This is a genomic window from Methylophaga sp. (genome assembly GCF_030651745.1).
Map to the genome: position 1 here is coordinate 52,775 of NZ_JAUSCC010000073.1, position 23,355 is coordinate 76,129.

Genomic DNA, 23,355 nt, shown 5'->3' on the forward strand with positions numbered 1-23,355 from the left:
GTTATGAGCCACAAGCTTTGTTTAACGCAGTTATCTCAAGTTCATCACAAGTGAGCGGCGGAAACTGAAAAACGGACTGGAAACCCTCCAGCCATTGTTAAATAAACCTGCCGGAAGCGTTTTTAAATGCATACGCCATCAGGCAACTCTATTTTTACACAGACTCAGGAGCCAGAAGATGATTGCCAATCCCGCTCAAAAGTATCGCCGCTTTGAGCCTATTCAATTACCGGATCGCCAATGGCCGAATCAGGTAATTGAAAAGCCGCCTATCTGGATGAGCACCGATCTGCGTGATGGCAATCAGGCCCTGATTGATCCTATGTCGGTAGAGACCAAAATCCGCTATTTCAAAGCCTTGGTGGAAATGGGCTTCAAGGAAATTGAAGTGGGATTCCCGTCAGCTTCTGACACCGACTTTAATCTGGTGCGTCGCTTGATCGAAGAAAATCTGATCCCAGACGATGTGACGATTGAGGTATTAACCCAAGCCCGTCAGGATTTGATTGAACGCACGGTGGAATCATTGCAGGGCGCACGCCGGGCCATTTTGCATATGTACAATCCGATCGCACCGGCGTTTCGCAAAATCGTTTACAACACTGATAAAGCCGGCGTGAAAGAGATTGCTGAACGCGGCACGCGCTGGGTAAAAGAATTAACCGAACAACATCCGGAAACCGAATGGGTGTATCAATATTCTCCCGAAGTGTTTTCCAGCACCGAGGTGGAATTTGCCAAGGAAGTCTGTGATGCGGTATCGGCGATCTGGCAGCCAACACCTGAAAACAAAATGATTTTCAATTTGCCGGCCACGGTGGAGATGTCGACGCCAAATACTTATGCCGACCAGATTGAATGGATGCACCGTAATTTGAATAATCGCGATAGCATTATTTTGAGTGTGCATCCGCACAATGATCGTGGCACTGCCGTGGCGGCAGCTGAGTTGGCAGTAATGGCCGGGGCTGATCGCGTGGAAGGTTGTTTGTTTGGTAATGGTGAGCGTACCGGTAATGTCGATTTAGTGACTTTGGCTTTGAATTTATATTCGCAGGGCATCGATCCCGGTTTGGATTTCAGTCAGATTGATCAGATCCGTCAGTTGGCAGAGGAGTGTACGCAGTTACCGGTACATCCTCGTCACCCTTATGCCGGAGAATTAGTGTTTACTGCGTTTTCCGGTTCGCATCAGGATGCGATTAAAAAAGGTTTTGCCCAGCAAGATCCCGAAGGTTTATGGGAAGTACCTTATTTGCCGATTGATCCTGCTGATTTAAATCGCAGTTACGATGCGGTGGTACGGGTAAACAGTCAGTCCGGTAAAGGTGGGGTGAGCTTTTTGTTACAACAGCATGCCGGTTTTGAGTTACCGCGCCGGTTGCAGATTGAATTCAGTAAAACAGTACAGAAAGTCAGTGATGTCAGCGGTAAGGAAGTGAACAGTGCCGATATTGTCAGCTTGTTTGATCAGCAATATCTGCAGGTCAACGCGCCTTATCAATTTCATAGCAGCAAGATAAGTGGTGAAGAGCATTCAATCGTGGCTCATATTCACAGTGTCTATCAGGGGCAGCAGATTGCTTTAAGTGGTCAGGGTAATGGGCCGATTGATGCTGCAGCCAAAGCCTTGGCACAACACACCGGTCAAACTATTACCGTGGTGGATTATCACGAGCATGGTTTAGGTACTGGTTCGGATGTAGCGGCGGTTTGTTATGTCGAAATTAAAATTGGCGAAAGTCAGCCGATATTTGGTGTCGGGCAGGATGAAAACATCACTACGGCTGCGATAAAGGCATTGATGAACGGGGTCAATAGATTGATGCTACAGGCGGCATAAGCTTTTCAGTATCGCCAGTTTGTGGAAACGCAAACTGGTGATGTTTTTTCTTGGATGTTCTGAAATCCCTTTCTTCAATTAAAAATGAATAGATGCCTTTTTCATTCTGCTGCATCGGTTAAACTGATTTTACTTTCACAGACAGGAATCGTTATGCCTCTATTCAGATATCTGGGTTTCTTTGTGATGTTGGCATTATTGTCAGCCTGTGCCAGCTGGTCACCCAATTACGAAAAACCACAGGTCAATATCACGTCCTTTTCCCTGGCACCAGAGTCTAACGGTCTGGCGCCAAGATTTATTATTGGTTTACAAATCATCAATCCCAATCGCGCAGCATTACCTTTGAAAGGCATGAGTTATTCCGTCGAAGTAGAGAACAACCGGGTGTTAAGCGGGGCAACGCCAGATTTACCAAGAGTGCCAGGTTATGGCATGGCGGATTTCACCATAGAAGCCAGCCCTGATTTATTAGGCAGTGCCCGTTTAATCAATCGGCTGTTAAGCGGTCAGAGCCAAAGCCTTGGCTACACCTTTAAAGCCAAACTGGATGTCGGTTCGATAATGCCGTTTATTCATATTGAAGAGAGTGGTCGCTTTAATTTGTCGGAGACACCATAAATTCAGATTTATGCCAACTCAAGCATATTACGACGACGCTCGCGATTGCGCAGCTACAGAAAGTCTGGCAAAGTCAGCGCGACCTTGTCGTCCAGACAAGTATTCAAGGCTCATTCCAAGCCTTACAGCTAATCAGCTAATTGGGATATTATCACCGGACAAGGGGTAAGTCGGATTGCATTACCATCGTGGGTAACCTCCGTCTGTTCAGTGACTACGATTATTGTGGTCTGAAATCAGACTGCAAATTAAATGGTATACCGTCTGTACCAGTCCCTTGATAATGGAGATATCAATGCATCTTTCTATTCAACAGCGTTTTAGTATTTGGGCCGGTCTGAGTCTATTGACTATAGTGGTGGTGACAGCACTGATTAGCGTTTGGCAATTTGGCTCAATCAAACAGAATCTTTCTGAGCAAAGCCGCGAGGTCACTCAGCAGCAAGCACAAAACTATTTACAATTATTGGCCCAAGATACTGCGGCGCAATTGCGTATACCACTGGAAAAGGCCTTACATACCGCTCAGGCTAATGCGGCGGTAATGCAGGCCGTGGTTGCCGATTCAACAATCGCTGACAAACGTGCTCTGGCACTCAGTATCCTCGAGCGAACTTTGATGCTTAACAATGATTTCCTAGGTGTCTATGTTGCTTTTGAGCCAAATGCTTTGGACAGCAGTGATTTCCTATATCGAGATAGTTTGGGCAGTGATTCTCGTGGGCGCTTCCAGCCCTATGTTGTGCGGTCAGGTAGTAACGCCTTTTTGGTGGAAAACCTGGAAGGGCTTGAAGATCATACGCTTGATGAGAATGGCGTAAGAGCAGGTGAGTATTACCTTTGTTCAAAAGACAGCAAAAGCAGCTGTGTTATTGATCCCTATCTTTATCCTGTTGACGGTGAGCAAGTTTTATTGACCACTCTGGTTGCACCAGTAATGGATAATGGCCGCTTTATCGGTAATACCGGCATTGATATTTCTGCCGCATTTTTGCAATCAGTGATTAAGGATGTGGCTGCCCAGCTTTATCAGGGGCTTGGTCAAACCTTATTAGTCAGCCCTCGTGGTGTAATTGTCGGACATAGTCAGCAGCCGGAGCTTATTGGCCAGAACCTCAGTGCTTTAGAGAACGATCTCAGAGAGGCATTACTCGCTGTAAGTATGGCTGGTCAAACTCAAATTTTGCAGCAGCAAGGGCAGTTTGTTGTGCTTAGCCCATTTAATATGCCAGGACATGAGCAGGGCTGGGTGACCTATCTTGCAGTTCCGGAAGCAGAAGTCCTGGCGGCAGTTGCTCAACAGGAGCAATTTCTTGGCCATGCACAAACAACCTTTATCACCACTACCAGTCTTCTAGGTTTGATTCTGGCACTGATTGGTGTTGGTGTTGTCTGGCTGGTGGCGCGTAGCAGTATCAAGCCATTATCAGATATGACAACGCTGGTTGCTTCTATTGCTGAAGGCGAGGGTGATTTGACTCAGAAGATTGAGATTCAACGGCAGGATGAGACCGGCAAATTATCCGCTCTGCTTAATATCTTTATCGGCAAACTACACAAGTTGATTCAGCAGTTAATCCCGTTGGGCGAAAATGTCAGTACGTTGTCTGCCGAAGGTCGTGAAATCAGTGAACAAACTCGATTACAGATGGATCAGCAACAACAGTTGCTTGAAGAAATGGTTTCTGCAGTCACAGAAATGGCAGCGTCTGCTCAGCAGATTGCAGGTAATGCCGATCGCACATCACAGTTTGTAAGCACAGCAAACGAGTCTTCACAATCTGGTGCAGGACTGGTGCGGCGCACTTCAGAATCAATTCATGTGGTCAGTAACAGTGTGCGGGAATCTCAAACAGCGATGTTGGAGCTGGAAAAAAACAGTGAGGCGATTGTCAGCATTTTGTCTGTGATCCAGGGCATTGCTGAGCAAACCAACCTGTTGGCACTTAATGCCGCCATTGAAGCTGCCCGCGCTGGGGAGCAAGGACGTGGTTTTGCTGTGGTAGCAGATGAAGTACGCGCTCTGGCAAGTCGAACTCAGGTGGCCACGGTAGATATCCAAGACAAACTGAGCATACTGCAAAAAGGCAGTCGTCAGGCTGCTGCTGCAATGCAGCTAAGCGGAGAGCAGGTAACTGAAACAGTTGATCTGGCTCGTGCAGCAGAATCAGCATTAAAAGATATCCAGCAAGCCATTTTGGAAGTGACAGAAATGACTTTTCAGATTGCCTCAGCGACCGAAGAACAAAGCGCAGTCTGTGAAGATGTCAGTAAAAATCTGACAAAGATTTCACAGCTTGTTGAACACACAACCGAAGGTGCTCGTCACCTGAATCAGGTGGGCACCCAGCTGGACGAAGCGGCTAACAGCCTGAAACGTCAGCTAGGTTCATTCAAGGTCTGATTGATTACAGTAATGATCACATCTGCATACGCCCACCAGTGACACCGTAAATTTCACCAGTCACATAGCTGGCATCAGCTGATGCCAAAAATACATAAACCGGCGCTAATTCAGCCGGCTGTGCCGGACGGCCAAATAAAGTATTGGCACCAAAATTTTTCACTTTTTCATCCGGCATGGTGGTTGGGATTAACGGTGTCCACACCGGTCCCGGTGCCACGCCGTTGACTCTGACACCTTGATTAATCGCTTCAGCAGCAAGTGAAATGGTGAAATTAGCAATAGCCGCTTTGGTGGCAGCATAAGGCGCCAGATTACTACTGGGTTCAAATGCCTGAATAGAAGTCGTATTGATAATCGAACCGCCCGGTGGAATGTGTTTCAACGCGGCGCGGGAGAAATGAAAGAACGCTTCAATATTTGTTTGAAACGCATAGCTGATTTCGTCATCAGGAATATCGTGTATTGATTCATAAGTTTGTTGGAAGGCGGCGTTATTCACCAGAATATCCAGCCGTCCATATTCTTCGATACATACCTCTACAGCCTTATCACAGGCGGCCCGATTGTTGGATTGGTCCATTTTTATCGATAGAACTTGTCTGCCTGCTTCCTTTACTAACCGCTCAGTTTCATAGGCATCATCTTGTTCACAGAGATAAGTAAACACTATATCGGCTCCCTCTCGGGCATAGGCGAGGGCAACTGCCATGCCGATTCCACTGTCGCCGCCGCTAATCAAAGCCACTTTTCCGGCAAGACGATCATGGCCCTGATAAGTGCTTTCACCATGATCAGGTGTCGGCTGCATTTTGTTCTCTTCCCCTGGCAGTTTTTGCTGCTGAATTTCAAACTCTGGTCGAGGATAACGATTTCTCGGATCTATAGCATTGTTCATCATTTCTGGGCTCCTTATACCGTTAATAATTAAGGATTAGTTGTTATTCGCTCAGTTGATTATGGTGAATGCAAAAGCTATTCCTTTCAGTAGAGGTGCCTGAAAAGCTGAGGATCATTTGCCAACTCTATTATCAAAAACGACAGGCAAACTCTTCGCTAAGTAAAAATTACCGATGATAGGAATTTTTTATATAGAAAATAGAACAATTTTTGGGAGTATTTTCACTCAATTCTGTTCAAATTGGCGTGATAGCGTTGTTACATCATAGAAACGGTTTACTGGCATAGAGATTGCGAAATAGCTAGTTAATTAAAACACCAGTACTCACAAAAAGTGATAAGCATATGATGAACATAATGAACAACAACGAGATTAGTAATAGCGATGTCATGAACTCGAAAAACATAATTTCTAAGTTAGAGGATTTGGTGGCGTTGGAATTCAATGCCATAGAAACCTATGAAGCAGCGATAGAACGTATAGAAAATCTCGACTATCGGGCCACAATGACCGAGTTTCTCAGTGAACATGAACAGCATTTGATGCAATTGTGTGATGCGATTATCCAAGAAGGGGGGACACCTCCCAAAGGAGCAGATTTCAAGCAGTTTTTAACTAAAGGCCCGGTAATCATTGCTGGAATTGGTGGGGATAAAGCTGTTTTGCAAGCCATGTTGTTGAACGAGAGTTTAACTAACAAGCTCTATGAAAATGCTAATGAAGAAGTCTTTCCCGGCTATATTCAACTTATGTTGAAACAGGCCTTGGGGGATGTGCGTCACCATCGGGTGTGGATTGAATCTGCCATAGAACAACTTAAATGATTAACAAAGTAAATTAAGAGAATTATTTTTGAAACAATTGGTTATATCAAGCTGTCATTTTGACAGATACATTGCAATAAAGGATTAGAGAAATGTTTAAAAAGTTATTTGTTCCATTAGCGGTATCGGCCCTATATTTTGCAACTCCGGTCATAGCTGAGGATTTAAACCAGCCCCAAGACCACCGTTCAACGATTAATCAACAGCAAAATAATCAAGTCGGGCAGCCAATCGACAACCGGATTGATAGTGAAATCAGACAGAATCAATCCAATACACCGATTACCCCGCAAACCAGACAACCTTTACCGGCTAATCCTCCTTCACGATCCGTTATGACCCCTGAGCCTCCGCCACCACCGACTCAAGTTAATCCACAAACCCCGCAAACAACGGATCCATCTTTACCTAATACCGGAGCTCCCGCGGGGAATACGCCAGTTGTTCCTGGTACAACTTATCCGGATAACACTACCCCTTATCGTTGAAATCATTATGAAATAGTTATCGACGATAATTTTATTGCTCAATTTGGAAGAGCCTGCGGTGTTGAATAGTCGACTTTTATGACGCCGCTTTAATTTAACAACGCAACATGTAAGGTCAAATAGATAAAGGACGCTGCTATGCCACATGCCAGAAAACTTGATAGTCAGTCTATTACCAGCCAACAAAACCGGTTTTCTAAAACAGTTGCCGGTGACCACTTACCTAACCCAGATGCATCGGAAAACAGCCGAGCAAAAATACTGCTACACCCTGAATTCACAATTGATGAAATGGATTTCGAAGCGTTGAGTAAAGCCGTTCCTGATGGAACCGTTGGTGTGATCAATGAGGTGCACCAGCATAATACTGAATTGTTACTGCGAAAATTAGGTCAACGTCTCGCTTTTGAACGTGCCAGTGTCAGGCTTTATGAAGCGCTTATTTTTAAATGTCTCGCGTTACAAAAAGGTCAAAGAAAGGTTGTTTCTTTGGATCAATTACGACAATTTCGTGATGAGGAAGTCGAGCACAGTCTGTTGCTCAAAAAAGCAATCGAGACATTAGGCTTTGATGCAGATGACTGGATACCTGAAATGGACTCCACACTGCTGTCAACTTTGCAAATACCTAAAGTCTTCAGTAAGAAAAATACCACTATCCTGCAATGTTTGGAGTCGGTGCAGATCTTTGCTACCAACGATAATGCTGAATGGCATACCCTGCACGGCTTATTCACCAATATGGGATTACAGGATGTGGCAGAAGAATTTAATCAGGCGCTTGAAGAAGATAGCAGGCAATTGGAAACCATTTCTCGTTGGATATATCAGTTATCCCACGCTTGAAGATTCAGTCATTCCCTTGAAATGAAAACGGGGAGGAATCGATCCTCCCCGTTTTTTTATGTTTCAGCTGTAACGGCAGCAGAAAAGGGTTTTACTTTACAAATAATAAAACCACTTTCTGGCAAAGTAGGCATTTTGTTAGGTGGCAAAAACAGATTTTGTGCTGGAACGACATAATCCACTTCCATGGTCAGTACTTTCCCGGCACTTTCAATCATACGAATAAACTGGTGAGTACGATGTTTTATTTCATCTGGTTCTAACGGTACTCCTGCTCACTGGCAGATTGATTGGGTAAGCACCTCAGCAGCCGCTTCTTTCAAAACAACAGGTGAATCCCGTTGTTGCCAATCATTAATCGCTGCAAGCCAGTAACGGTGGCTAATCTGGACCAGTTCATCCAGTGATTGTTTTGTCATTAAATCCATAAACATGGCATTACGACGCCGATGTGCTTCGCCGTCCAGACCTTGCACACCTTTTTCACCAAACAGGGTTTTCATCAGTCGTTTAGGTGCAGCACCACTGCGTTGAAATTTATTTTCGTCATAAAAAATTTCCGAGGCTTCACGACCCACCATACAGATGGTAGGTTTTAGCAGTAAGCGAGTTTAAAACACATCCGTATCCATTTGTTGACAACGATTACGGATAAAGTCGTAACCTTCCTGATGTAAAGCCAAAGTGCTGTCAAAGGAGTGGTCGCGAGGAGGGGTATTGAGGAGAGTTTGATTATCAGACATAAATCATCCTTTCAAATTGTCGGGATTAAATCTGGACAACTTGATGTGCAGAAAATTCATTGCCGTTTGTCAGCCACAAATTAACAGTATCATCTGTAAATTATTGATTAACTACAACTTATCTTGACACTTAAGACGCGTTTGCGTCACCATGGATTTATCGACACCAGCCAGACAGAAAAGCTATGAAAAGTGTCATGACCAAGTGTTATTTCGCCACAATGATGTTGGTGATCAGTTGTCTGTTGTTTGGGCATAACCATGCCTATGCCGCGGATAAAGTCTGGACGCTGTCAATTCAGGGGGCAATCAGTCCTGCTTCAGCTGATTTTTTTATCAGCACGCTGCGTAAGGCTGAAAAAGAAAATATTCAGTTACTGGTATTACAACTGGATACGCCGGGCGGTCTGGACCCTTCCATGCGTGACATCATCAAAGCCATTCTGTCTGCCAAAATCCCTGTTGCTACCTATGTTTCTCCCTCTGGTTCAAGAGCTGCCAGTGCAGGTACCTATATTCTCTATGCCAGTCATATTGCTGCTATGGCTCCGGCAACCAATGTCGGGTCTTCCACACCTGTCAAAATGCAGCCAGGTCGCATCTCTCCCGATTTTGAAAAAGATAAGGATAAAGAAAACTCACCCGATGCCATGGATAAAAAAATGCTGAATGATGCGGTGGCCTATATCCGTGGTTTGGCTGAACTTCGTGGCCGTAATGCGGATTGGGCCGAAGAAACCGTTCGTGAAGCTGCCAATCTCAGTGCCTCAGAAGCCCTCGAGAAAGGTGTGATCGATATGGTGGAAAAAGATCTGCAACAGCTTTTACAGAGCTTGAATGGCAGAGAGGTGATACTGGAAAGTGGCAGTGTGACGCTGCAACTGGACAATATCGAACTCACTGAAATCGAAGCAGGTTGGCGCTATGAGTTATTAAGCCTGATTACCGGTCCCAATATCGCCTATATATTATTGATGATTGGTATTTACGGATTGATTCTGGAGTTTTACAACCCAGGTATGGGCGTTGCCGGTGTTGTCGGGGTCATTTGCTTATTACTGGCGGCTTTTGCATTACATATGTTGCCGATTAATTATGCCGGGTTGGCCTTATTGATTGTCGGGATTGGATTGATGATGGGGGAAGCATTCAGTCCCTCATTCGGAATACTCGGAATCGGAGGTTTACTGGCCTTTATTTTCGGTTCGATTATGTTGATGGATAGTGAGTTACCGGCATACCAGATTTCCATGCCATTAATCGCTGCACTGGCTGTTACCTCATTGGCTATTTTTGTATTTGTTATTGGTGCGGCATTGCGTGCCCGAAAAACCATGGTGGTAAGTGGACAGGAAGCCATTATCGGCGCGCAGGCAGAGGCCAGAGAAGATTTTACCGGCCATGGAAAAGTCTATGCGATGGGCGAGCAGTGGCAGGCTTATAGTACAGAACATATTGGCAAAGGACAGATGCTGAGGATAGTTGCACGTGATGGTCTTGTCCTACATGTGGAAGCAATCAAGGAGCAATGAACATGCAAACATTCATTATCGTAATTGCACTAATGATCGTCGCGTTGATTCTCAGTACTTTCAGGGTACTGCGGGAATATGAGCGTGGCGTAATCTTTTTATTGGGCCGGTTTTATAAAGTGAAAGGGCCGGGGTTGATAGTGGTGATTCCGCTGATTCAACAGATGGTCAAAGTAGATTTACGGACTTTGGTATTGGATGTACCTTCTCAGGATTTGATCACCAGAGATAATGTGTCGGTTAAGGTCAATGCCGTCTTATATTTTCGGGTGGTGGATCCGCAAAAAGCCATTATCAATGTGGAAAACTATATGGAAGCCACCGGGCAATTGGCGCAGACAACCTTACGCTCCGTATTGGGGCAGCATGAACTGGATGAGTTGTTGGCGGAGCGCGATCGCTTGAACGATGATATTCAGACGATTCTGGATCGGCAAAGCGATCAGTGGGGTATCAAGGTCTCCAATGTTGAAATCAAGCACGTAGACATTGATGAGAGCATGATTCGGGCGATTGCCAAACAGGCCGAAGCAGAACGTGAACGCCGCGCCAAAGTCATCCATGCCGATGGTGAGTTTCAGGCTTCCGGTAAACTGGTGGAGGCCGCTGAACAACTGGCTCGTCAACCTACCGCAATTCAACTGCGTTATCTGCAAACACTGACGGAAATTGCCGGAGATAAAAGCTCCACCATTGTTTTTCCGGTGCCTTCTCAGTTATTGGACAGCCTGCATAAGATGATGAATAAATAATAAACCGCTGAAACTCAGCAAAGAGATTCTGTCTCTACTTTACGGTCACTGTAGCCACCAACACCTGCATTGCTGCCATGTTCGATTAATCAGTCTGAACATGGCAGAAGCGCTGGGAGTATCTGTTATAATCAGGTGTTTTTTTTAACTAGGGTCTGTTTGTCTTTCATTGCCGCCTCTGTTGTGATTGAAAATGCACTAATCAAGGCGCGAGGAATGCAGTTTAGTCGTTCTAAATAAATGACGAGCAACGCAGAGTGGTGCATTTTCAGCCACAACCCGTAGGGCTGGGACTCATTCCGCTCCACGGCGTTGGAAATGACTTATGTAGAACAACTACACCACATCATTTCCGCCTTGTTGGACGAAAATGAGCCTCCAGCAGTGGTGGCTATGAAAGATAAACAGACCCTCTAACTGCCTGACAGGAAAACCGTTTTGACCACAGCTTCTCATCAAATCCGCAGCCTGCTTGAACAAAAGATCCTGATTTTGGATGGTGGCATGGGCACCATGCTGCAAAGTTACAAATTGAGCGAAGCGGATTTCCGCAGCGAACGGTTTGCCAATCATCCCTGTGATGTTAAAGGCAATAACGATTTACTGTCCTTGACCCAGCCGCAGATCATTCGGGATATTCATCGGGCTTATTTTGAAGCCGGTGCTGATATTGTCGAAACCAATACCTTTAATGGCACTTCAATTGCCATGGCGGATTACCAGATGGAACATCTGGTTTATGAACTGAATAAAGTCTCTGCGCAACTGGCCCGTGAAGTGGCTGATGAATTTACTGCCAGCAACCCCGATAAACCACGTTTTGTCATTGGTGTTTTAGGTCCTACCAATCGTACCGCCAGTATTTCGCCAGATGTAAACAATCCCGGTTTCCGTAATGTGAGTTTTGATCAGTTAGTCGAAGCCTACCTGGAAGCGATTCGTGGTCTGGTGGATGGCGGCAGTGATTTGCTGTTGGTGGAAACTGTGTTTGATACCTTGAATGCCAAGGCTGCGGTGTTTGCTATCGAACAGTATTTTGAACAACATAATGTGCATTTGCCGGTGATGATTTCCGGCACTATTACCGATGCCAGTGGCCGTACACTTTCCGGGCAAACCGCTGAAGCCTTCTGGAATTCGCTGTCACATGTGCAACCGATATCGATTGGTCTGAACTGTGCTTTGGGCGCGGAGCAGCTACGTCAATACGTTGAAGAATTGTCGAATATCGCCACTACTTACGTTAGTGCCCACCCCAATGCCGGTTTGCCAAATGAGTTTGGTGAATATGATGAATCACCGGAAGCCATGGCGATTCATATCAAAGAATGGGCTGAAGCCGGATTTTTAAATATTATCGGTGGCTGCTGTGGCACCACGCCGGCACATATCAAAGCTATTGCCGAAGCTGTCGAAGGTGTCAAACCACGCCAGCGGGTCGAAAATAAACATTATTGTCGTTTAAGTGGTCTGGAACCACTGACCATCACACCGGAAAGCCTGTTTGTGAATATCGGTGAGCGCACCAATGTGACTGGCTCATTACGCTTTGCCAAACTGATTAAAGAAGGCGATTACGATACTGCGCTGGAAGTTGCCAGACAGCAGGTGGAAAACGGCGCGCAGATCATCGATATCAATATGGATGAGGGCATGTTGGATTCGCAGGATGCGATGGTAACTTTCCTTAATCTGGTTGCTGCCGAGCCTGATATCAGCCGGGTGCCGATTATGATCGACTCCTCTAAATGGGAGATCATCGAAGCCGGTCTGAAATGTATTCAGGGCAAAGGCATCGTCAACTCCATCAGCCTGAAAGAGGGCGAGCAGAAATTCATTGAGCAGGCCAAGCTGGTACGTCGTTACGGCGCAGCAGTGATAGTAATGGCATTTGATGAAGACGGTCAGGCCGACACCCGGGAACGTAAACGCGAAATCTGTACCCGCAGTTACGAGATCCTCACCGAAAAAGTGCATTTCCCGGCCGAAGATATCATCTTCGATCCAAATATTTTCGCGGTCGCCACCGGTATTGATGAGCATAACAATTATGCGGTCGACTTTATTGAAGCTACCCGTGATATCAAACAAAGCCTGCCACATGCAATGATCAGTGGCGGTGTTTCCAACGTGTCATTCTCATTCCGTGGTAATAATCCGGTGCGTGAAGCAATTCATGCAGTGTTTCTCTATCACACCATCAAAGCCGGCATGGATATGGGGATTGTCAATGCCGGTCAGCTGGCCATTTACGACGATTTACCTGATGAATTACGGGAACGGGTAGAAGACGTTATTTTAAACCGCCGGCAGGATGCCACTGATCGTTTATTGGAAATCGCTGATAAATACAAAGGCGATGGCAGTGTTGAGAAAAAAGAAGATCTTGAATGGCGCAGTCTGCCGGTGGTTAAACGGTTGGAATATGCGCTGGTTAAAGGCATCGCCGACTTTGTCGAGGAAGACACCGAGCTGGCGCGTCAGGAATATGCCAAACCGCTAGAGGTCATTGAAGGGCCGTTAATGGACGGCATGAATGTGGTCGGGGATTTGTTCGGTGAAGGCAAAATGTTTTTACCTCAGGTGGTCAAATCCGCCCGCGTGATGAAAAAAGCTGTCGCCTATCTGATGCCGTATATCGAGCTGGAAAAAGATGACAGTACCGTCAGCAGCAGTAACGGCAAGATTCTGATGGCCACAGTGAAAGGTGATGTTCACGATATCGGCAAGAATATTGTCGGTGTGGTGTTGCAGTGTAATAACTTTGAGATTGTAGATCTCGGCGTGATGGTGCCTGCCGTCAGGATTCTTGAAGTGGCTAAAGCGGAACAGGTCGATATTATCGGCTTGTCAGGTTTGATTACTCCATCGCTGGAAGAAATGGCGCATATGGCCAAGGAAATGGAGCGTCTCGGCTTTGAAATTCCCTTAATGATTGGTGGTGCCACCACCTCGCTGATCCATACCGCAGTGAAGATTGACCCTAATTATCATGGTCCGGTCATTTATGTAAAAGATGCGTCGCGTGCAGTTGGTGTGGCACAGAATCTGGTCAGTAAAATTACCCGTGATGATTTTGTCGACAAAATTAAAACCGACTATCAGAGTAAACGTGAGCAGCATAAAGGTCGTAAATCAACGCGGCGTTTACTGACACTCAAACAGGCAAGAGCCAATAAAACCAAGATTGACTGGCCAGCCTATCAAGCTGTTAAACCGGCTCAAACCGGGATTCAGGTATTTGATGACTATCCCTTGCAGGAGCTGGTGGATCGTATCGACTGGACGCCATTTTTCCAGTCATGGGAACTCGCCGGCAAATATCCACGTATCCTGACCGATGAAATTGTCGGTGAACATGCCACGCATTTGTTTGAAGATGCGAAAGAAATGCTTAAACAAATTGTCGATGAAAAATGGCTGAAAGCACGCGCCGTGATTGGTCTGTTTCCAGCCAACAGTGTTGGTGATGATGATATAGAAATTTATACTGATGACAGCCGTCAGCAGGTATTAATGAAATTACATTCCTTGCGTCAACAGGCGGAAAAACCACCTGGCCGACCTAATGCGGCATTGGCAGATTTCCTCGCACCGAAAGACAGTGGTGTCGAGGATTATATCGGTGCGTTTGCCGTCACTGCAGGTATTGGCATTGACGAACATATTGAACGCTTTGAGGAAGATCATGATGACTACCACAGCATCATGTTAAAAGCGCTGGCCGATCGTCTGGCTGAAGCCTTTGCCGAACGTATGCATGAACGGGTACGCAAGGAATTCTGGGGCTACAAAAAAGATGAACAACTGGAAAACGAAGATCTGATTGATGAGAAATATCAGGGCATTCGTCCAGCACCCGGTTATCCCGCCTGTCCCGACCATACTGAAAAAGGACTGTTATGGGACTTGCTGGATGTTGAAAAACGAATTGGTATGACCTTAACGGAAAGCTTTGCCATGTTGCCGACAGCAGCGGTCAGCGGCTTCTATTTTGCCCACCCTGAATCACGTTATTTTGGTCTTGGTAAAATCAGTGAAGATCAGGTCAAGGATTATGCAAAACGCAAAAACTGGACACTAGAGTATGCTGAGCGTTGGTTGGCACCGGCCTTGTCTTATGATGGTGATGACTGATGTTGAAACCACAAAAACCATTCTCTAAAGTGTGGTGTGTGTCAGTCAATACAACCATTAAAAGTTGAGGGTGTGTCACCATGCATGAAGAAATCGTCGATTTACAAACCCGTATGGCGTTTCAGGACGGGGTTATCGAGCAACTGAACCAGGTGGTCACTGATCAGCAACAGCAAATTGATCGATTGGAACGTCGCATGGAAAAACTGCTTGGTCAGGTGGAAGCGCTGCAAGCCGATCAATTGGTTCAGCAGGCGGAAGAACCGCCGCCACCTCATTATTAAACTTCCCGAGGGTTAATGACGTTGAGTCTGCCATTACGCCGCTGCCTGCTGGTTAAAGGCGATGTGCAACTTTGTCATCAAACCGTTGAAGCCTTATTGGCCGTCTGGCAAACCACAGAGCATATCTGGCTGACGCATTCTTCTCAGGTTTCTGCCGGTAAATATGCTCAGAAACAAGCTCGTCAATTTCTCGGCCGTGAATTTGATGTAGTGGTTTTTGACGCGTTGCAGGAGTTTAACGCTGACAGCTTCGCTGCCATTATCGGCACTCTGCGTGCTGGTGGAATTCTGGTTATGCTGTTGCCAGAAACCAATCCGGGATCTAACTGGTATCAGCGATTTGAACTGATTGTCGAACGTTATCTGATGGATTTCGCGGAATTTCATCACTGGTTACCGGGTCAGATTTTGCCAATGGATTTTCGACCAGAAAAGCATGCGGCATCCGCTGCGTTTAAACTCACAGTTGATCAACAGAATGCATTAAGTCTGTTGCACAAAACGGCATTTGGTCATCGACGTCGACCTTTGGTGATTACATCTGACAGAGGACGCGGCAAAACTGCTTTGTTGGGCATTGCCGCTGCAGAGTTGCTCAGACAGGGCAAACAAAAGATCGTAGTCACGGCACCCAGTTATGCCAGTGTCGATACCTTGTTTAAACATGCTGCTAAAGAACTGGCAGATGCCCAGTTAGGCCATGGACAACTATTCTGGAATGAGTGTGAGATTCAGTTTGTTGCACCAGATGCTCTGCTGGAAAACGAACTCGAGGCGGATGTATTGCTGGTCGATGAAGCTGCTGCTTTGACCTTGCCGATGTTAACGCTGATGTTGCAGCGCTATTCACGCATCATTTTTGCAACGACTTTGCATGGTTACGAGGGCAGTGGACGTGGATTTAAACTGCAGTTCCAGCAGATTCTTGAGCAGCACTCACCGGGGTGGCGGCAGATTGAATTAATCCAGCCAGTGCGTTGGGATCTGGGTGACGTGTTGGAGCAATTCAGCTTTGAACTGTGTTTACTGGACGCCGAGCCAATTGCCGAAGAGTTGATTGTTGATCTTGGTATCGATCGACTACAGGTAAAAAAACTGACAGCGGCAGAATTATTACACGACGAAGTCTTGTTGAGACAGTGTTTTGGGCTGATGGTTATGGCGCATTACCGTACTCGACCTTCCGATCTGCAAATGCTGTTGGATCGTGAAGATATGTGGTTACTTGGAGTGTTTAATCAACAGCAACTGGTTGCCAGTGTCTGGTTGGCGGTCGAAGGCCCGATTAACCCACGACTGGCTGCAGCGGTATTTGCCGGTGAACGCCGATTAAATGGTCATCTGCTGCCACAAACCTTGCTGGCACACTCCGGTATCAGCATCGCCGGTGAATATCATTATCAGAGAATTGTACGAATTGCTGTCCATCCTGCATTGCAGAATCGTGGCATTGGCAAGTATTTATTAAATGCTGTGACAGGTCATTTACCGGAAAACACTGACATATTAGGTTGCAGTTTTGCTGCAAGTGAGACGCTGCTGCGGTTTTGGCAAAACAGTGATTATCGATTATTGCGGGTGGGGGCTCACAGTGACCATGTCAGTGGTCGCCATGCTGCGATTCTGGCAAAACCAGTCAGTGAAGCTGGTCAACAATTGGTTGAGCAAACCCAGCAACGACTTATTCAGCAGTGGCCTGAGTTATTGCACGGCCAGTTATCCCATCTGGAAAGCGGGTTGATACCAATACTGACGCAAATGCTGCCAGAATCAGAATTGCCACTTAGTGCGATTGATGAAGAAGAAATTACTGCTTTTGCTTTCCAGAAACGCCATTACGATGCATGTCAGATAGCCATTCGGAAGTTTGTGTTGAACTGCGTGGCGCAGCAGCGATTTTTATCAATGCCGTCATTATTGCAATCGATCTGCTTACGATTTGTTTTGCAGCAGCAACCGATAGCAGTAGTCTGCAGGCAACTTAATCTCAAAGGTAAACAGGAACTGCTTGGACAGTTACGCGAGGCAATACGTGTTTTATTGCTCTGAAACCAGGTAAAGATTTCCCAGCTCATCAATTTCTGTCTGCAGGGCTGTCAGACTCTGTCCACGGCAAGGACCGGAAATACAATATCCTTCTTCCAAAGTAAATAACGCGCCATGGGTGGAACATTGAATATGAGTTTCTTCCAGCGATAAAAACTTGTCTGGCTGCCAGTTCAGTGGAATGCCCAAATGCGGACAATGATTCAGATAGGCACGAATCTGCTTGCCTTGTCGAAGTACGACAATGTCCAGTTCTACTTCATCTAATGGAATTTGAAAGCCATAGCTTTGATGGTCTTTCAGATCTTTGATATGACAAACTAATTTTTTCATCATGAGTTAACGAGATTTTCAAAACCGTATTGCTGACATTTTCTGGCGGCTAGCCGACCGGCAAATTGCAGACTGTCGTTCAGGCTTTTTTGTGTTAGCAAACTATCGATCATACCGGCATTGAACGTATCGCCAGCTCCTAGCGTATCAACGATATGATCAATTTTTGCTGCAGCTGAATAAATCATTTCACCATTTTGCCAGCCATAAGCGCCCTGATCGCCCCAAGTGCAGGTTGCCTGGCGGGAACTGCCAAGATCGACGAACAAATCCCGTGCAGAATGATAGCCTTTTGCCTCAGCATAGTGTTTGGAGAAAAACAGCCAGTCTGCCAAATCGAACAAACTCGTAATATCATCACGAGGTTTTTCAATTTCAACGGAGATAGGCACATTTGGAGCATTTTGACCGCAATATCGCAGAATTTTATCCAGCTCAGTAATATTCCGACCTTCAAAATGCAGCCAGTCAAACAAACTCAGGTCGATCTGTTGAAAGCTGGTAAAACTTAATTCCGGGCAATCACGGTGATGCACGATAGTGCGACTGCCAGTTTGACGATTCAACGTAATATAAGAAGTTGGCATTTTGCCTTGATTCAGACGAGGGCAAAACTGTGTATTAATCTTATAGCGATTTAGATCGGCTTCGATAATATGCCCGTCAGCTTCATCAATTAAGGTTGCCGCCAAATAACTTTGATGGCCCAGCTGACTCAATACACAAAGGGTGTTGCTGGCATTACCACCACGGCTGATGCGTTGTGATAATGCCCGAACTTCATCATCTTCAGCCGGATAACTGGCAACTTCGTTGATAATATCCAGCGTAGCAATGCCGGTGGCCAGAATAACTGCCATCGTGCTAATACAGATCAGATGTCGTCGAAAATAGCACCGACTGCATCGGTGATGGCATCAATATCACCGGTACCTTTAATGGTGTGCAGCTTGTTTTGCTGTTGATAAAAACCGACCAGTGGCGCGGTTTGCTCTTCATAAACTTTCAAACGATTTTCGATGGTGGTTTCGTTATCATCCTGACGCTGGAATAATTCACCGCCACAGTTATCACAGACACCTTCTTCAGCCGGTGGCGATAAATGTACGTTAAAAATGGCGCCACAATCTTTACAGGTACGACGGCCGGTTAAACGTTGCATCAGCTCATTGAATGGCACATCCAGCAACACCACACCTTGTAATGGTTGGCCCAAATCAGCAAGCATTTGATCCAGTGCTTCGGCTTGAGCAATATTGCGGGGGAAACCATCGAGGATATAACCATTCTTGGCATCATCGTGGGTTAAACGTTCGCGGATAAGGCCAATCACGATTTCATCAGATACCAGAGCACCGGCATCCATGGCGGATTTAGCTTGTTTACCCAACTCAGAACCTGCGGTGACGGCAGCACGCAGCAGATCGCCGGTTGAAATTTGGGGGATATCGAATTTTTTCGATAGAAAAACACCCTGAGTGCCTTTACCGGAACCCGGCGCGCCAAGTAATACTGTTCTCATGTTTGCCTCTTACTAGTTTGCTGTTCGTTTAAGTTAGATTTTTATAATAAGTTTGCTGCCAAATGCTCTAATTGTATGGCGACTTTACGTAATAACGGTGGAATTATTTCAGGGGACAACCCCAATCTTTCCCATGCCACAGGATCAAGTGGTGGTACATGCATATCCCCACTGTGACCAAAAGGTACGGCGCTGACCATCACATCAGCAACATGCACAATGCAGACTTCTACTGCATAGCCTGATGCCACAGGTTGATGATGGTGTCTGGCTACAAACCCTAATGACTCGGGTAAGCGCCACGCTTGAATTAACGCTTCACCTGCTTCGGTATGATCAAAACCGATCACCCGTTTTTCTGCCAGATGTAAAACCTCATGGCCAAAGCGGGCGCTTTTGATCGATTCAGCCGCCAGCTCAGGCACCGACTGATACAACACCAGGCTACCGATATTGTGTAACAGTCCTGCAATCAGATACTGCTCACTTTGTTTATGTCCTGCAGCTTCAGCCAGTAATTTGGCGCAGATAGCACAAGCCAGGCTGTGTCGCCAGAAGGTATTCATTTCAATCAGTGTTTTGGGAATACCAGTAAAAGCATTGACCACAGAGGTTGCCAGAACCAGATGGGTCAGCTCACGGATCCCGATAACGGTAATGGCTCGGGAAATGGTGTTGATTTGCGATGGAAAACCGTAAAACGGGCTGTTCACGATTTTTAATAAACGTGTGGTCAGCGCGGGATCGGTATTGATGACTTTACTGATATCGCCAATCGCACTATCAGGATCATTAATTAATTCATCCAACCGCGCATAGGTACTGGGCGGCGAGACCAGTTCCAGGGATTTATTGACCAGTGATTGCGCGGTTAGAGCCATGCTGTATCCGGTTCATCAGGGGTGAGTTTTTCTAATGATGCCTCTTTGAATAACAAGGCAATCAAAGGATGGTTCATATCAGCATAGCGAAACAATTCCTGACGTTCGGCCAGCGCCTTTGCTGCTAGTTCATCATGATGGCCGCTTGTCATTAGCGCAGATTCCAATACTGACTGCTGATCAATGCTTCGCTGATTTTGACTCCCAGACTGCCGGCAAAGCGATCCAGATAGCTAGGACGAGGCGTGTAATCAACAATTTCTTCGGCACCAATTATATCTCTGGCAACCGTGCTGCTATTGGCAAGACCGTCAACCAGGCCCAACTCAAGCGCTTGTTCACCGGACCAGAATAAACCAGAGAAAATCTCATCATTATTTTTCAAGCGTTCACCACGACCAGTTTTGACTACATCAATGAACTGCTGATGAATGTTATTAAGCATTTCATGCGCATGATCAACATCATCCTGTTTTAACGGCATAAACGGATCAAGGAAAGATTTATTTTGACCGGCAGTTAACGAACGTCTTTCAACGCCAAGTTTATCCATTGCTTCGGTAAAACCAAAACTATCCATACGTACGCCAATGGAACCGACAATACTGGCTTTGTCTGCATAAATTTCATCAGCAGCAACCGCGATGTAATACCCCCCAGAGGCACATACATCCTGAATGACGGCATAGACAGGGAAGTCGGGACGTGTTGCCCGCAGCCGAGTAATTTCATCATTGATAACGCCCGATTGAACCGGACTGCCGCCAGGTGTGTTCATGCGCAGGATCAAGCCTTTGGCCTGTGGGCTTTCAAATGCATCGCGAATACCGGTCACAATGCGATCTGCACTGGCTTCAGTGTTTGGTGCGATCACGCCGCTTACTTCAACCAAAGCGGTATGGGCTCCTGATGGTAACGAGGAACCACCGAAAGGTCTGGTGACAAGAAAAATGGCAACCAGGTAAAGCAGGATTAAAAATTTGAACAGATAACCCCAGCGACGTGAGGCGCGTTGTTCTTTTATGGCAGCAAAAGCAAGATCTTGTAAAAGTTTGCGTTCCCATTTGTCGTTTTGCGATGCATCATTTTGAGGTTCTTGCTTGTGTTCCGGTGGGAAGTCGCCAAAAGTTGCCATTATGTTTCATCCTGAACAGTAAAGTGAGTGGGTGACATCATAATCAAAAGCGCACGTTGTTACCATGCAACCAATCATCCAATGCGTACAAGTCATTAACGATATGCAATGGTTTGCAGGCTTCAAGCCGGTCCAAAGCATGCGCGCCATGAGTGATGGCAACACTTTTTGCTTTGGCATTATGAGCCATCAGTAAATCAAATTCGGTGTCACCAATCATAACCGTATCCTCGGCTTTAACGCCGCAGAAGTCGATTAATTGTTCCAGCATTTGCGGGTGAGGCTTGGAATGACATTCATCCGCACAACGTGTTGCTGTAAATAAATCAGCCAAACCGGTTTCCGCCAGCACTTTATCCAGGCCGCGCCGACCTTTACCCGTTGCCACGCCGAGGAAAATATTCTGATTTGCCAGTTTTTGCAATAACTCAACGGCATTATCAAACATCGGTGATTCATGTGGATGATCCAGCCAGATGTCGCGATAAGCCATTGCCAGTCGTTGGATATCTGCATCTGAACTATGCGGATACAACGTACGAACGGCTTCAGATAACCCAAGGCCAATAATCTGGCTGATAGCTGTGTCGGTTAAGGGGGATAACTGCAGTTTGTGGATTGCTTCCCGCATACAGAATACGATATGACTGGTGGAATCCATCAGTGTGCCATCCCAATCAAAGACGATCAGTTGATAGTGACTCATGACTGGGCTTCCAGTTGCTTTAAAACATCATTTAATGCGTCGGGTAATTCGGCATGAAAGGTCATTGGCTCATCAGTTATTGGATGCTTGATGGACAGCTGCCAGGCATGCAAAAACATGCGTTTCAAGCCGAACTGCTTAAGACGTTTATTAAATTCACGGTCACCGTATTTTTCATCGCCGGCAACCGGATGTGACTGACTGGCACTATGAACCCGGATCTGATGTGTTCTGCCGGTATAAAGTTTGGCAGCAACCAGCTGGCATCCAGCAAAATCCTGTTTTACTTCAAACAGGGTTTTGGATTTTTTACCGTTCACATCCGGTACAACCATACGCTCGCCAGAGCTTAATGAATTTTTTTGCAATGCCAGGTCAACGATATTTTCCGTTGATGGCCAACGGCCTTTGGTTAATGTCAGATAGCGCTTATCGGTTTCAGAGTTTTTCATCTGTTCCTGCAGATTCAGCAGTGCTTCGCGACTTTTTGCTATGACCAGACAACCTGAAGTATCGCGATCCAGACGGTGCACCAATTCTACAAACCGATTATCCGGGCGGATAATGCGCATAGCTTCGATAACACCTAATTGAATCTGACTACCAGCATGGACTGCCAAACCGGAAGGCTTGTTAATCACCAGCAATGCGTCATCTTCCATTAGAATAGATTGTTCAAGCGCATCGGTAAGTGAATCTGATAAATCAGTGATGATGACTTTTTCGCTGACGCGTAGCGGGGGAATTCGTACCTGATCGCCGGCCTGCAGACGATAGGTTTGTTTGATACGACCTTTATTGACTCGCACTTCGCCTTTGCGCAACGCACGATAAATCCGGCTTTTGGGAACACCTTTTTCCAATGTAATCAAAAAATTATCAATACGCTGCCCAGCCTGATCGGCCCGAATATCGATAAATTGAACTGCTGGTGCTGCTTGTGAGGAATTGGCCATAAATTTAATGTTAGGTTATTTCTTGCTGATGTGGTTGCAGACTGATATATTTCGCCGTTGGTCTGTAGGTAAAATGAGGTCAGTATACCGACTTTCTATAGATCAGACTTAAAGCAAACGTCGCGCCCCCTAGGAATGGGGTTGATGCGGCGAGGACACGAAACGAATTTGAATACGCTGAACAGGGGTTCAGTGATGCAGGGCTCCCTAAAACGGAGCTTGTTTTTGAGAATAAATGGTTCCCACGTCTGGCTACAGCAAAACAAATAGCAAAAAATGTACGAGACAGGGCGACGAAGTAAATAATCAAACGTAATGTGACTAAAGAGAGTCGCAAACGTTATGTAGCGTTGCAGAACCCTATTGCAGCCACAATGTGATGACATTGTATTAATGACCAG

At 46.0% G+C, this 23,355-nt stretch carries 23 protein-coding genes; 11 read left to right on the plus strand and 12 right to left on the minus strand.

Annotated features, from left to right (window positions below; translation table 11 throughout):
• Positions 1 to 178: 178 nt before the first annotated feature.
• From leuA to Q7V21_RS08645, 3 genes are all read left to right on the plus strand, one after another.
• Complete coding sequence (gene leuA / locus Q7V21_RS08635) at positions 179 to 1,843, plus strand: 2-isopropylmalate synthase (RefSeq protein ID WP_304916900.1); 1,665 nt, start codon at positions 179 to 181, stop codon at positions 1,841 to 1,843.
• 153 nt (positions 1,844 to 1,996) lie between these two features.
• Positions 1,997 to 2,464, plus strand: a complete 468-nt coding sequence (locus tag Q7V21_RS08640) for an LEA type 2 family protein (RefSeq protein ID WP_304916901.1) — start codon at positions 1,997 to 1,999, stop codon at positions 2,462 to 2,464.
• A 295-nt stretch (positions 2,465 to 2,759) separates the two neighbouring features.
• On the plus strand, positions 2,760 to 4,868 hold the full coding sequence (locus Q7V21_RS08645; RefSeq protein ID WP_304916902.1) for a methyl-accepting chemotaxis protein: 2,109 nt from the start codon (positions 2,760 to 2,762) through the stop codon (positions 4,866 to 4,868).
• A gap of 16 nt (positions 4,869 to 4,884) precedes the next feature.
• Here Q7V21_RS08645 and Q7V21_RS08650 read toward each other — a convergent pair whose 3' ends face one another.
• The gene (locus tag Q7V21_RS08650) at positions 4,885 to 5,769 is read right to left on the minus strand and encodes an SDR family oxidoreductase (protein ID WP_304916903.1); all 885 of its coding nucleotides are present in this window, start codon (positions 5,767 to 5,769) and stop codon (positions 4,885 to 4,887) included.
• A 389-nt stretch (positions 5,770 to 6,158) separates the two neighbouring features.
• Between Q7V21_RS08650 and Q7V21_RS08655 the strand changes: the two genes are divergently transcribed.
• The 3 genes from Q7V21_RS08655 (at position 6,159) to Q7V21_RS08665 (ending at position 7,927) form a co-directional block, all read left to right on the plus strand.
• Positions 6,159 to 6,593 (plus strand): DUF2383 domain-containing protein, encoded by a 435-nt coding sequence (locus Q7V21_RS08655; protein ID WP_304916904.1) that lies wholly within the window; start codon positions 6,159 to 6,161, stop codon positions 6,591 to 6,593.
• A gap of 92 nt (positions 6,594 to 6,685) precedes the next feature.
• Positions 6,686 to 7,081 carry a hypothetical protein gene (locus Q7V21_RS08660; protein ID WP_304916905.1) on the plus strand — a complete coding sequence of 132 codons (396 nt, stop codon included), beginning with the start codon at positions 6,686 to 6,688 and terminating at the stop codon, positions 7,079 to 7,081.
• A 138-nt stretch (positions 7,082 to 7,219) separates the two neighbouring features.
• On the plus strand, positions 7,220 to 7,927 hold the full coding sequence (locus tag Q7V21_RS08665; RefSeq protein ID WP_304916906.1) for a hypothetical protein: 708 nt from the start codon (positions 7,220 to 7,222) through the stop codon (positions 7,925 to 7,927).
• A gap of 56 nt (positions 7,928 to 7,983) precedes the next feature.
• Here the strand turns inward: Q7V21_RS08665 and Q7V21_RS08670 are convergent, their stop codons facing one another.
• From Q7V21_RS08670 to Q7V21_RS08680, 3 genes are read right to left on the minus strand one after another with little or no spacing between them, the layout of a single operon-like run.
• A complete protein-coding gene (locus tag Q7V21_RS08670; RefSeq protein ID WP_304916907.1) occupies positions 7,984 to 8,145 on the minus strand; it encodes a hypothetical protein in 162 nt (53 codons plus the stop codon).
• A gap of 57 nt (positions 8,146 to 8,202) precedes the next feature.
• Positions 8,203 to 8,508, minus strand: coding sequence for a hypothetical protein (locus Q7V21_RS08675; RefSeq protein ID WP_304916908.1), 306 nt, complete (start codon positions 8,506 to 8,508; stop codon positions 8,203 to 8,205).
• Positions 8,509 to 8,538: 30 nt separating this feature from the next.
• Positions 8,539 to 8,670: a hypothetical protein gene (locus Q7V21_RS08680; RefSeq protein WP_304916909.1), complete on the minus strand. Its 132-nt coding sequence runs from the start codon at positions 8,668 to 8,670 to the stop codon at positions 8,539 to 8,541.
• A gap of 197 nt (positions 8,671 to 8,867) precedes the next feature.
• Between Q7V21_RS08680 and Q7V21_RS08685 the strand changes: the two genes are divergently transcribed.
• The 5 genes from Q7V21_RS08685 to Q7V21_RS08705 all read left to right on the plus strand — a co-directional run bounded on the left by Q7V21_RS08685 (position 8,868) and on the right by Q7V21_RS08705 (position 17,424).
• On the plus strand, positions 8,868 to 10,202 hold the full coding sequence (locus tag Q7V21_RS08685) for a nodulation protein NfeD (RefSeq protein WP_304916910.1): 1,335 nt from the start codon (positions 8,868 to 8,870) through the stop codon (positions 10,200 to 10,202).
• A 2-nt stretch (positions 10,203 to 10,204) separates the two neighbouring features.
• Positions 10,205 to 10,954, plus strand: coding sequence for a slipin family protein (locus tag Q7V21_RS08690; protein WP_304916911.1), 750 nt, complete (start codon positions 10,205 to 10,207; stop codon positions 10,952 to 10,954).
• Positions 10,955 to 11,392: 438 nt separating this feature from the next.
• Positions 11,393 to 15,091 (plus strand): methionine synthase, encoded by a 3,699-nt coding sequence (gene metH, locus Q7V21_RS08695; protein ID WP_304916912.1) that lies wholly within the window; start codon positions 11,393 to 11,395, stop codon positions 15,089 to 15,091.
• Between the two features lie 80 nt (positions 15,092 to 15,171).
• Positions 15,172 to 15,375: a SlyX family protein gene (locus Q7V21_RS08700; protein ID WP_304916913.1), complete on the plus strand. Its 204-nt coding sequence runs from the start codon at positions 15,172 to 15,174 to the stop codon at positions 15,373 to 15,375.
• A gap of 15 nt (positions 15,376 to 15,390) precedes the next feature.
• Positions 15,391 to 17,424, plus strand: coding sequence for a tRNA(Met) cytidine acetyltransferase TmcA (locus Q7V21_RS08705; protein ID WP_304916914.1), 2,034 nt, complete (start codon positions 15,391 to 15,393; stop codon positions 17,422 to 17,424).
• Here the strand turns inward: Q7V21_RS08705 and Q7V21_RS08710 are convergent.
• Genes Q7V21_RS08710 through rluC form a run of 8 tightly spaced genes read right to left on the minus strand, consistent with a single transcriptional unit; the run spans position 17,413 to position 22,954 of the window.
• Positions 17,413 to 17,757 (minus strand): Rieske (2Fe-2S) protein, encoded by a 345-nt coding sequence (locus Q7V21_RS08710; RefSeq protein WP_304916915.1) that lies wholly within the window; start codon positions 17,755 to 17,757, stop codon positions 17,413 to 17,415. The genes Q7V21_RS08705 and Q7V21_RS08710 overlap by 12 nt on opposite strands.
• Positions 17,754 to 18,614: a PfkB family carbohydrate kinase gene (locus tag Q7V21_RS08715; protein WP_304916916.1), complete on the minus strand. Its 861-nt coding sequence runs from the start codon at positions 18,612 to 18,614 to the stop codon at positions 17,754 to 17,756. Before Q7V21_RS08715 ends, Q7V21_RS08710 begins: the two co-directional genes overlap by 4 nt.
• A 14-nt stretch (positions 18,615 to 18,628) precedes the next feature.
• Positions 18,629 to 19,276, minus strand: coding sequence for an adenylate kinase (locus tag Q7V21_RS08720; protein WP_304916917.1), 648 nt, complete (start codon positions 19,274 to 19,276; stop codon positions 18,629 to 18,631).
• Between the two features lie 41 nt (positions 19,277 to 19,317).
• Positions 19,318 to 20,157, minus strand: a complete 840-nt coding sequence (locus Q7V21_RS08725) for an HDOD domain-containing protein (protein ID WP_304916918.1) — start codon at positions 20,155 to 20,157, stop codon at positions 19,318 to 19,320.
• On the minus strand, positions 20,148 to 20,309 hold the full coding sequence (locus Q7V21_RS08730) for a hypothetical protein (RefSeq protein ID WP_304916919.1): 162 nt from the start codon (positions 20,307 to 20,309) through the stop codon (positions 20,148 to 20,150). The genes Q7V21_RS08725 and Q7V21_RS08730 overlap by 10 nt, the downstream gene beginning before the upstream one ends.
• Positions 20,309 to 21,292 carry a S49 family peptidase gene (locus Q7V21_RS08735; protein ID WP_304916920.1) on the minus strand — a complete coding sequence of 328 codons (984 nt, stop codon included), beginning with the start codon at positions 21,290 to 21,292 and terminating at the stop codon, positions 20,309 to 20,311. Before Q7V21_RS08735 ends, Q7V21_RS08730 begins: the two co-directional genes overlap by 1 nt.
• Before the next feature lie 43 nt (positions 21,293 to 21,335).
• A complete protein-coding gene (locus Q7V21_RS08740) occupies positions 21,336 to 21,998 on the minus strand; it encodes an HAD-IA family hydrolase (RefSeq protein WP_304916921.1) in 663 nt (220 codons plus the stop codon).
• The gene (gene rluC, locus Q7V21_RS08745) at positions 21,995 to 22,954 is read right to left on the minus strand and encodes a 23S rRNA pseudouridine(955/2504/2580) synthase RluC (RefSeq protein WP_304916922.1); all 960 of its coding nucleotides are present in this window, start codon (positions 22,952 to 22,954) and stop codon (positions 21,995 to 21,997) included. The genes Q7V21_RS08740 and rluC overlap by 4 nt, the downstream gene beginning before the upstream one ends.
• Positions 22,955 to 23,355 lie beyond the last annotated feature (401 nt).

Excerpts from the sequence above, each read along its gene's own strand:
- Q7V21_RS08640 (WP_304916901.1), top strand. The coding sequence starts at position 1,997 with ATGCCTCTATTCAGATATCTGGGTTTCTTTGTGATGTTGGCATTATTG.
- rluC (WP_304916922.1), bottom strand. The coding sequence starts at position 22,954 with ATGGCCAATTCCTCACAAGCAGCACCAGCAGTTCAATTTATCGATATT.
- Q7V21_RS08720 (WP_304916917.1), bottom strand. The coding sequence starts at position 19,276 with ATGAGAACAGTATTACTTGGCGCGCCGGGTTCCGGTAAAGGCACTCAG.
- Q7V21_RS08690 (WP_304916911.1), top strand. The coding sequence starts at position 10,205 with ATGCAAACATTCATTATCGTAATTGCACTAATGATCGTCGCGTTGATT.
- Q7V21_RS08650 (WP_304916903.1), bottom strand. The coding sequence starts at position 5,769 with ATGATGAACAATGCTATAGATCCGAGAAATCGTTATCCTCGACCAGAG.
- Q7V21_RS08655 (WP_304916904.1), top strand. The coding sequence starts at position 6,159 with ATGAACTCGAAAAACATAATTTCTAAGTTAGAGGATTTGGTGGCGTTG.
- Q7V21_RS08675 (WP_304916908.1), bottom strand. The coding sequence starts at position 8,508 with ATGGTGGGTCGTGAAGCCTCGGAAATTTTTTATGACGAAAATAAATTT.
- Q7V21_RS08700 (WP_304916913.1), top strand. The coding sequence starts at position 15,172 with ATGCATGAAGAAATCGTCGATTTACAAACCCGTATGGCGTTTCAGGAC.
- Q7V21_RS08715 (WP_304916916.1), bottom strand. The coding sequence starts at position 18,614 with ATGGCAGTTATTCTGGCCACCGGCATTGCTACGCTGGATATTATCAAC.
- Q7V21_RS08660 (WP_304916905.1), top strand. The coding sequence starts at position 6,686 with ATGTTTAAAAAGTTATTTGTTCCATTAGCGGTATCGGCCCTATATTTT.
- Q7V21_RS08705 (WP_304916914.1), top strand. The coding sequence starts at position 15,391 with ATGACGTTGAGTCTGCCATTACGCCGCTGCCTGCTGGTTAAAGGCGAT.
- Q7V21_RS08725 (WP_304916918.1), bottom strand. The coding sequence starts at position 20,157 with ATGGCTCTAACCGCGCAATCACTGGTCAATAAATCCCTGGAACTGGTC.
- Q7V21_RS08685 (WP_304916910.1), top strand. The coding sequence starts at position 8,868 with ATGACCAAGTGTTATTTCGCCACAATGATGTTGGTGATCAGTTGTCTG.
- Q7V21_RS08680 (WP_304916909.1), bottom strand. The coding sequence starts at position 8,670 with ATGTCTGATAATCAAACTCTCCTCAATACCCCTCCTCGCGACCACTCC.
- Q7V21_RS08645 (WP_304916902.1), top strand. The coding sequence starts at position 2,760 with ATGCATCTTTCTATTCAACAGCGTTTTAGTATTTGGGCCGGTCTGAGT.
- Q7V21_RS08665 (WP_304916906.1), top strand. The coding sequence starts at position 7,220 with ATGCCACATGCCAGAAAACTTGATAGTCAGTCTATTACCAGCCAACAA.
- Q7V21_RS08735 (WP_304916920.1), bottom strand. The coding sequence starts at position 21,292 with ATGGCAACTTTTGGCGACTTCCCACCGGAACACAAGCAAGAACCTCAA.
- Q7V21_RS08730 (WP_304916919.1), bottom strand. The coding sequence starts at position 20,309 with ATGACAAGCGGCCATCATGATGAACTAGCAGCAAAGGCGCTGGCCGAA.
- Q7V21_RS08670 (WP_304916907.1), bottom strand. The coding sequence starts at position 8,145 with ATGATTGAAAGTGCCGGGAAAGTACTGACCATGGAAGTGGATTATGTC.
- leuA (WP_304916900.1), top strand. The coding sequence starts at position 179 with ATGATTGCCAATCCCGCTCAAAAGTATCGCCGCTTTGAGCCTATTCAA.
- Q7V21_RS08710 (WP_304916915.1), bottom strand. The coding sequence starts at position 17,757 with ATGATGAAAAAATTAGTTTGTCATATCAAAGATCTGAAAGACCATCAA.
- Q7V21_RS08740 (WP_304916921.1), bottom strand. The coding sequence starts at position 21,998 with ATGAGTCACTATCAACTGATCGTCTTTGATTGGGATGGCACACTGATG.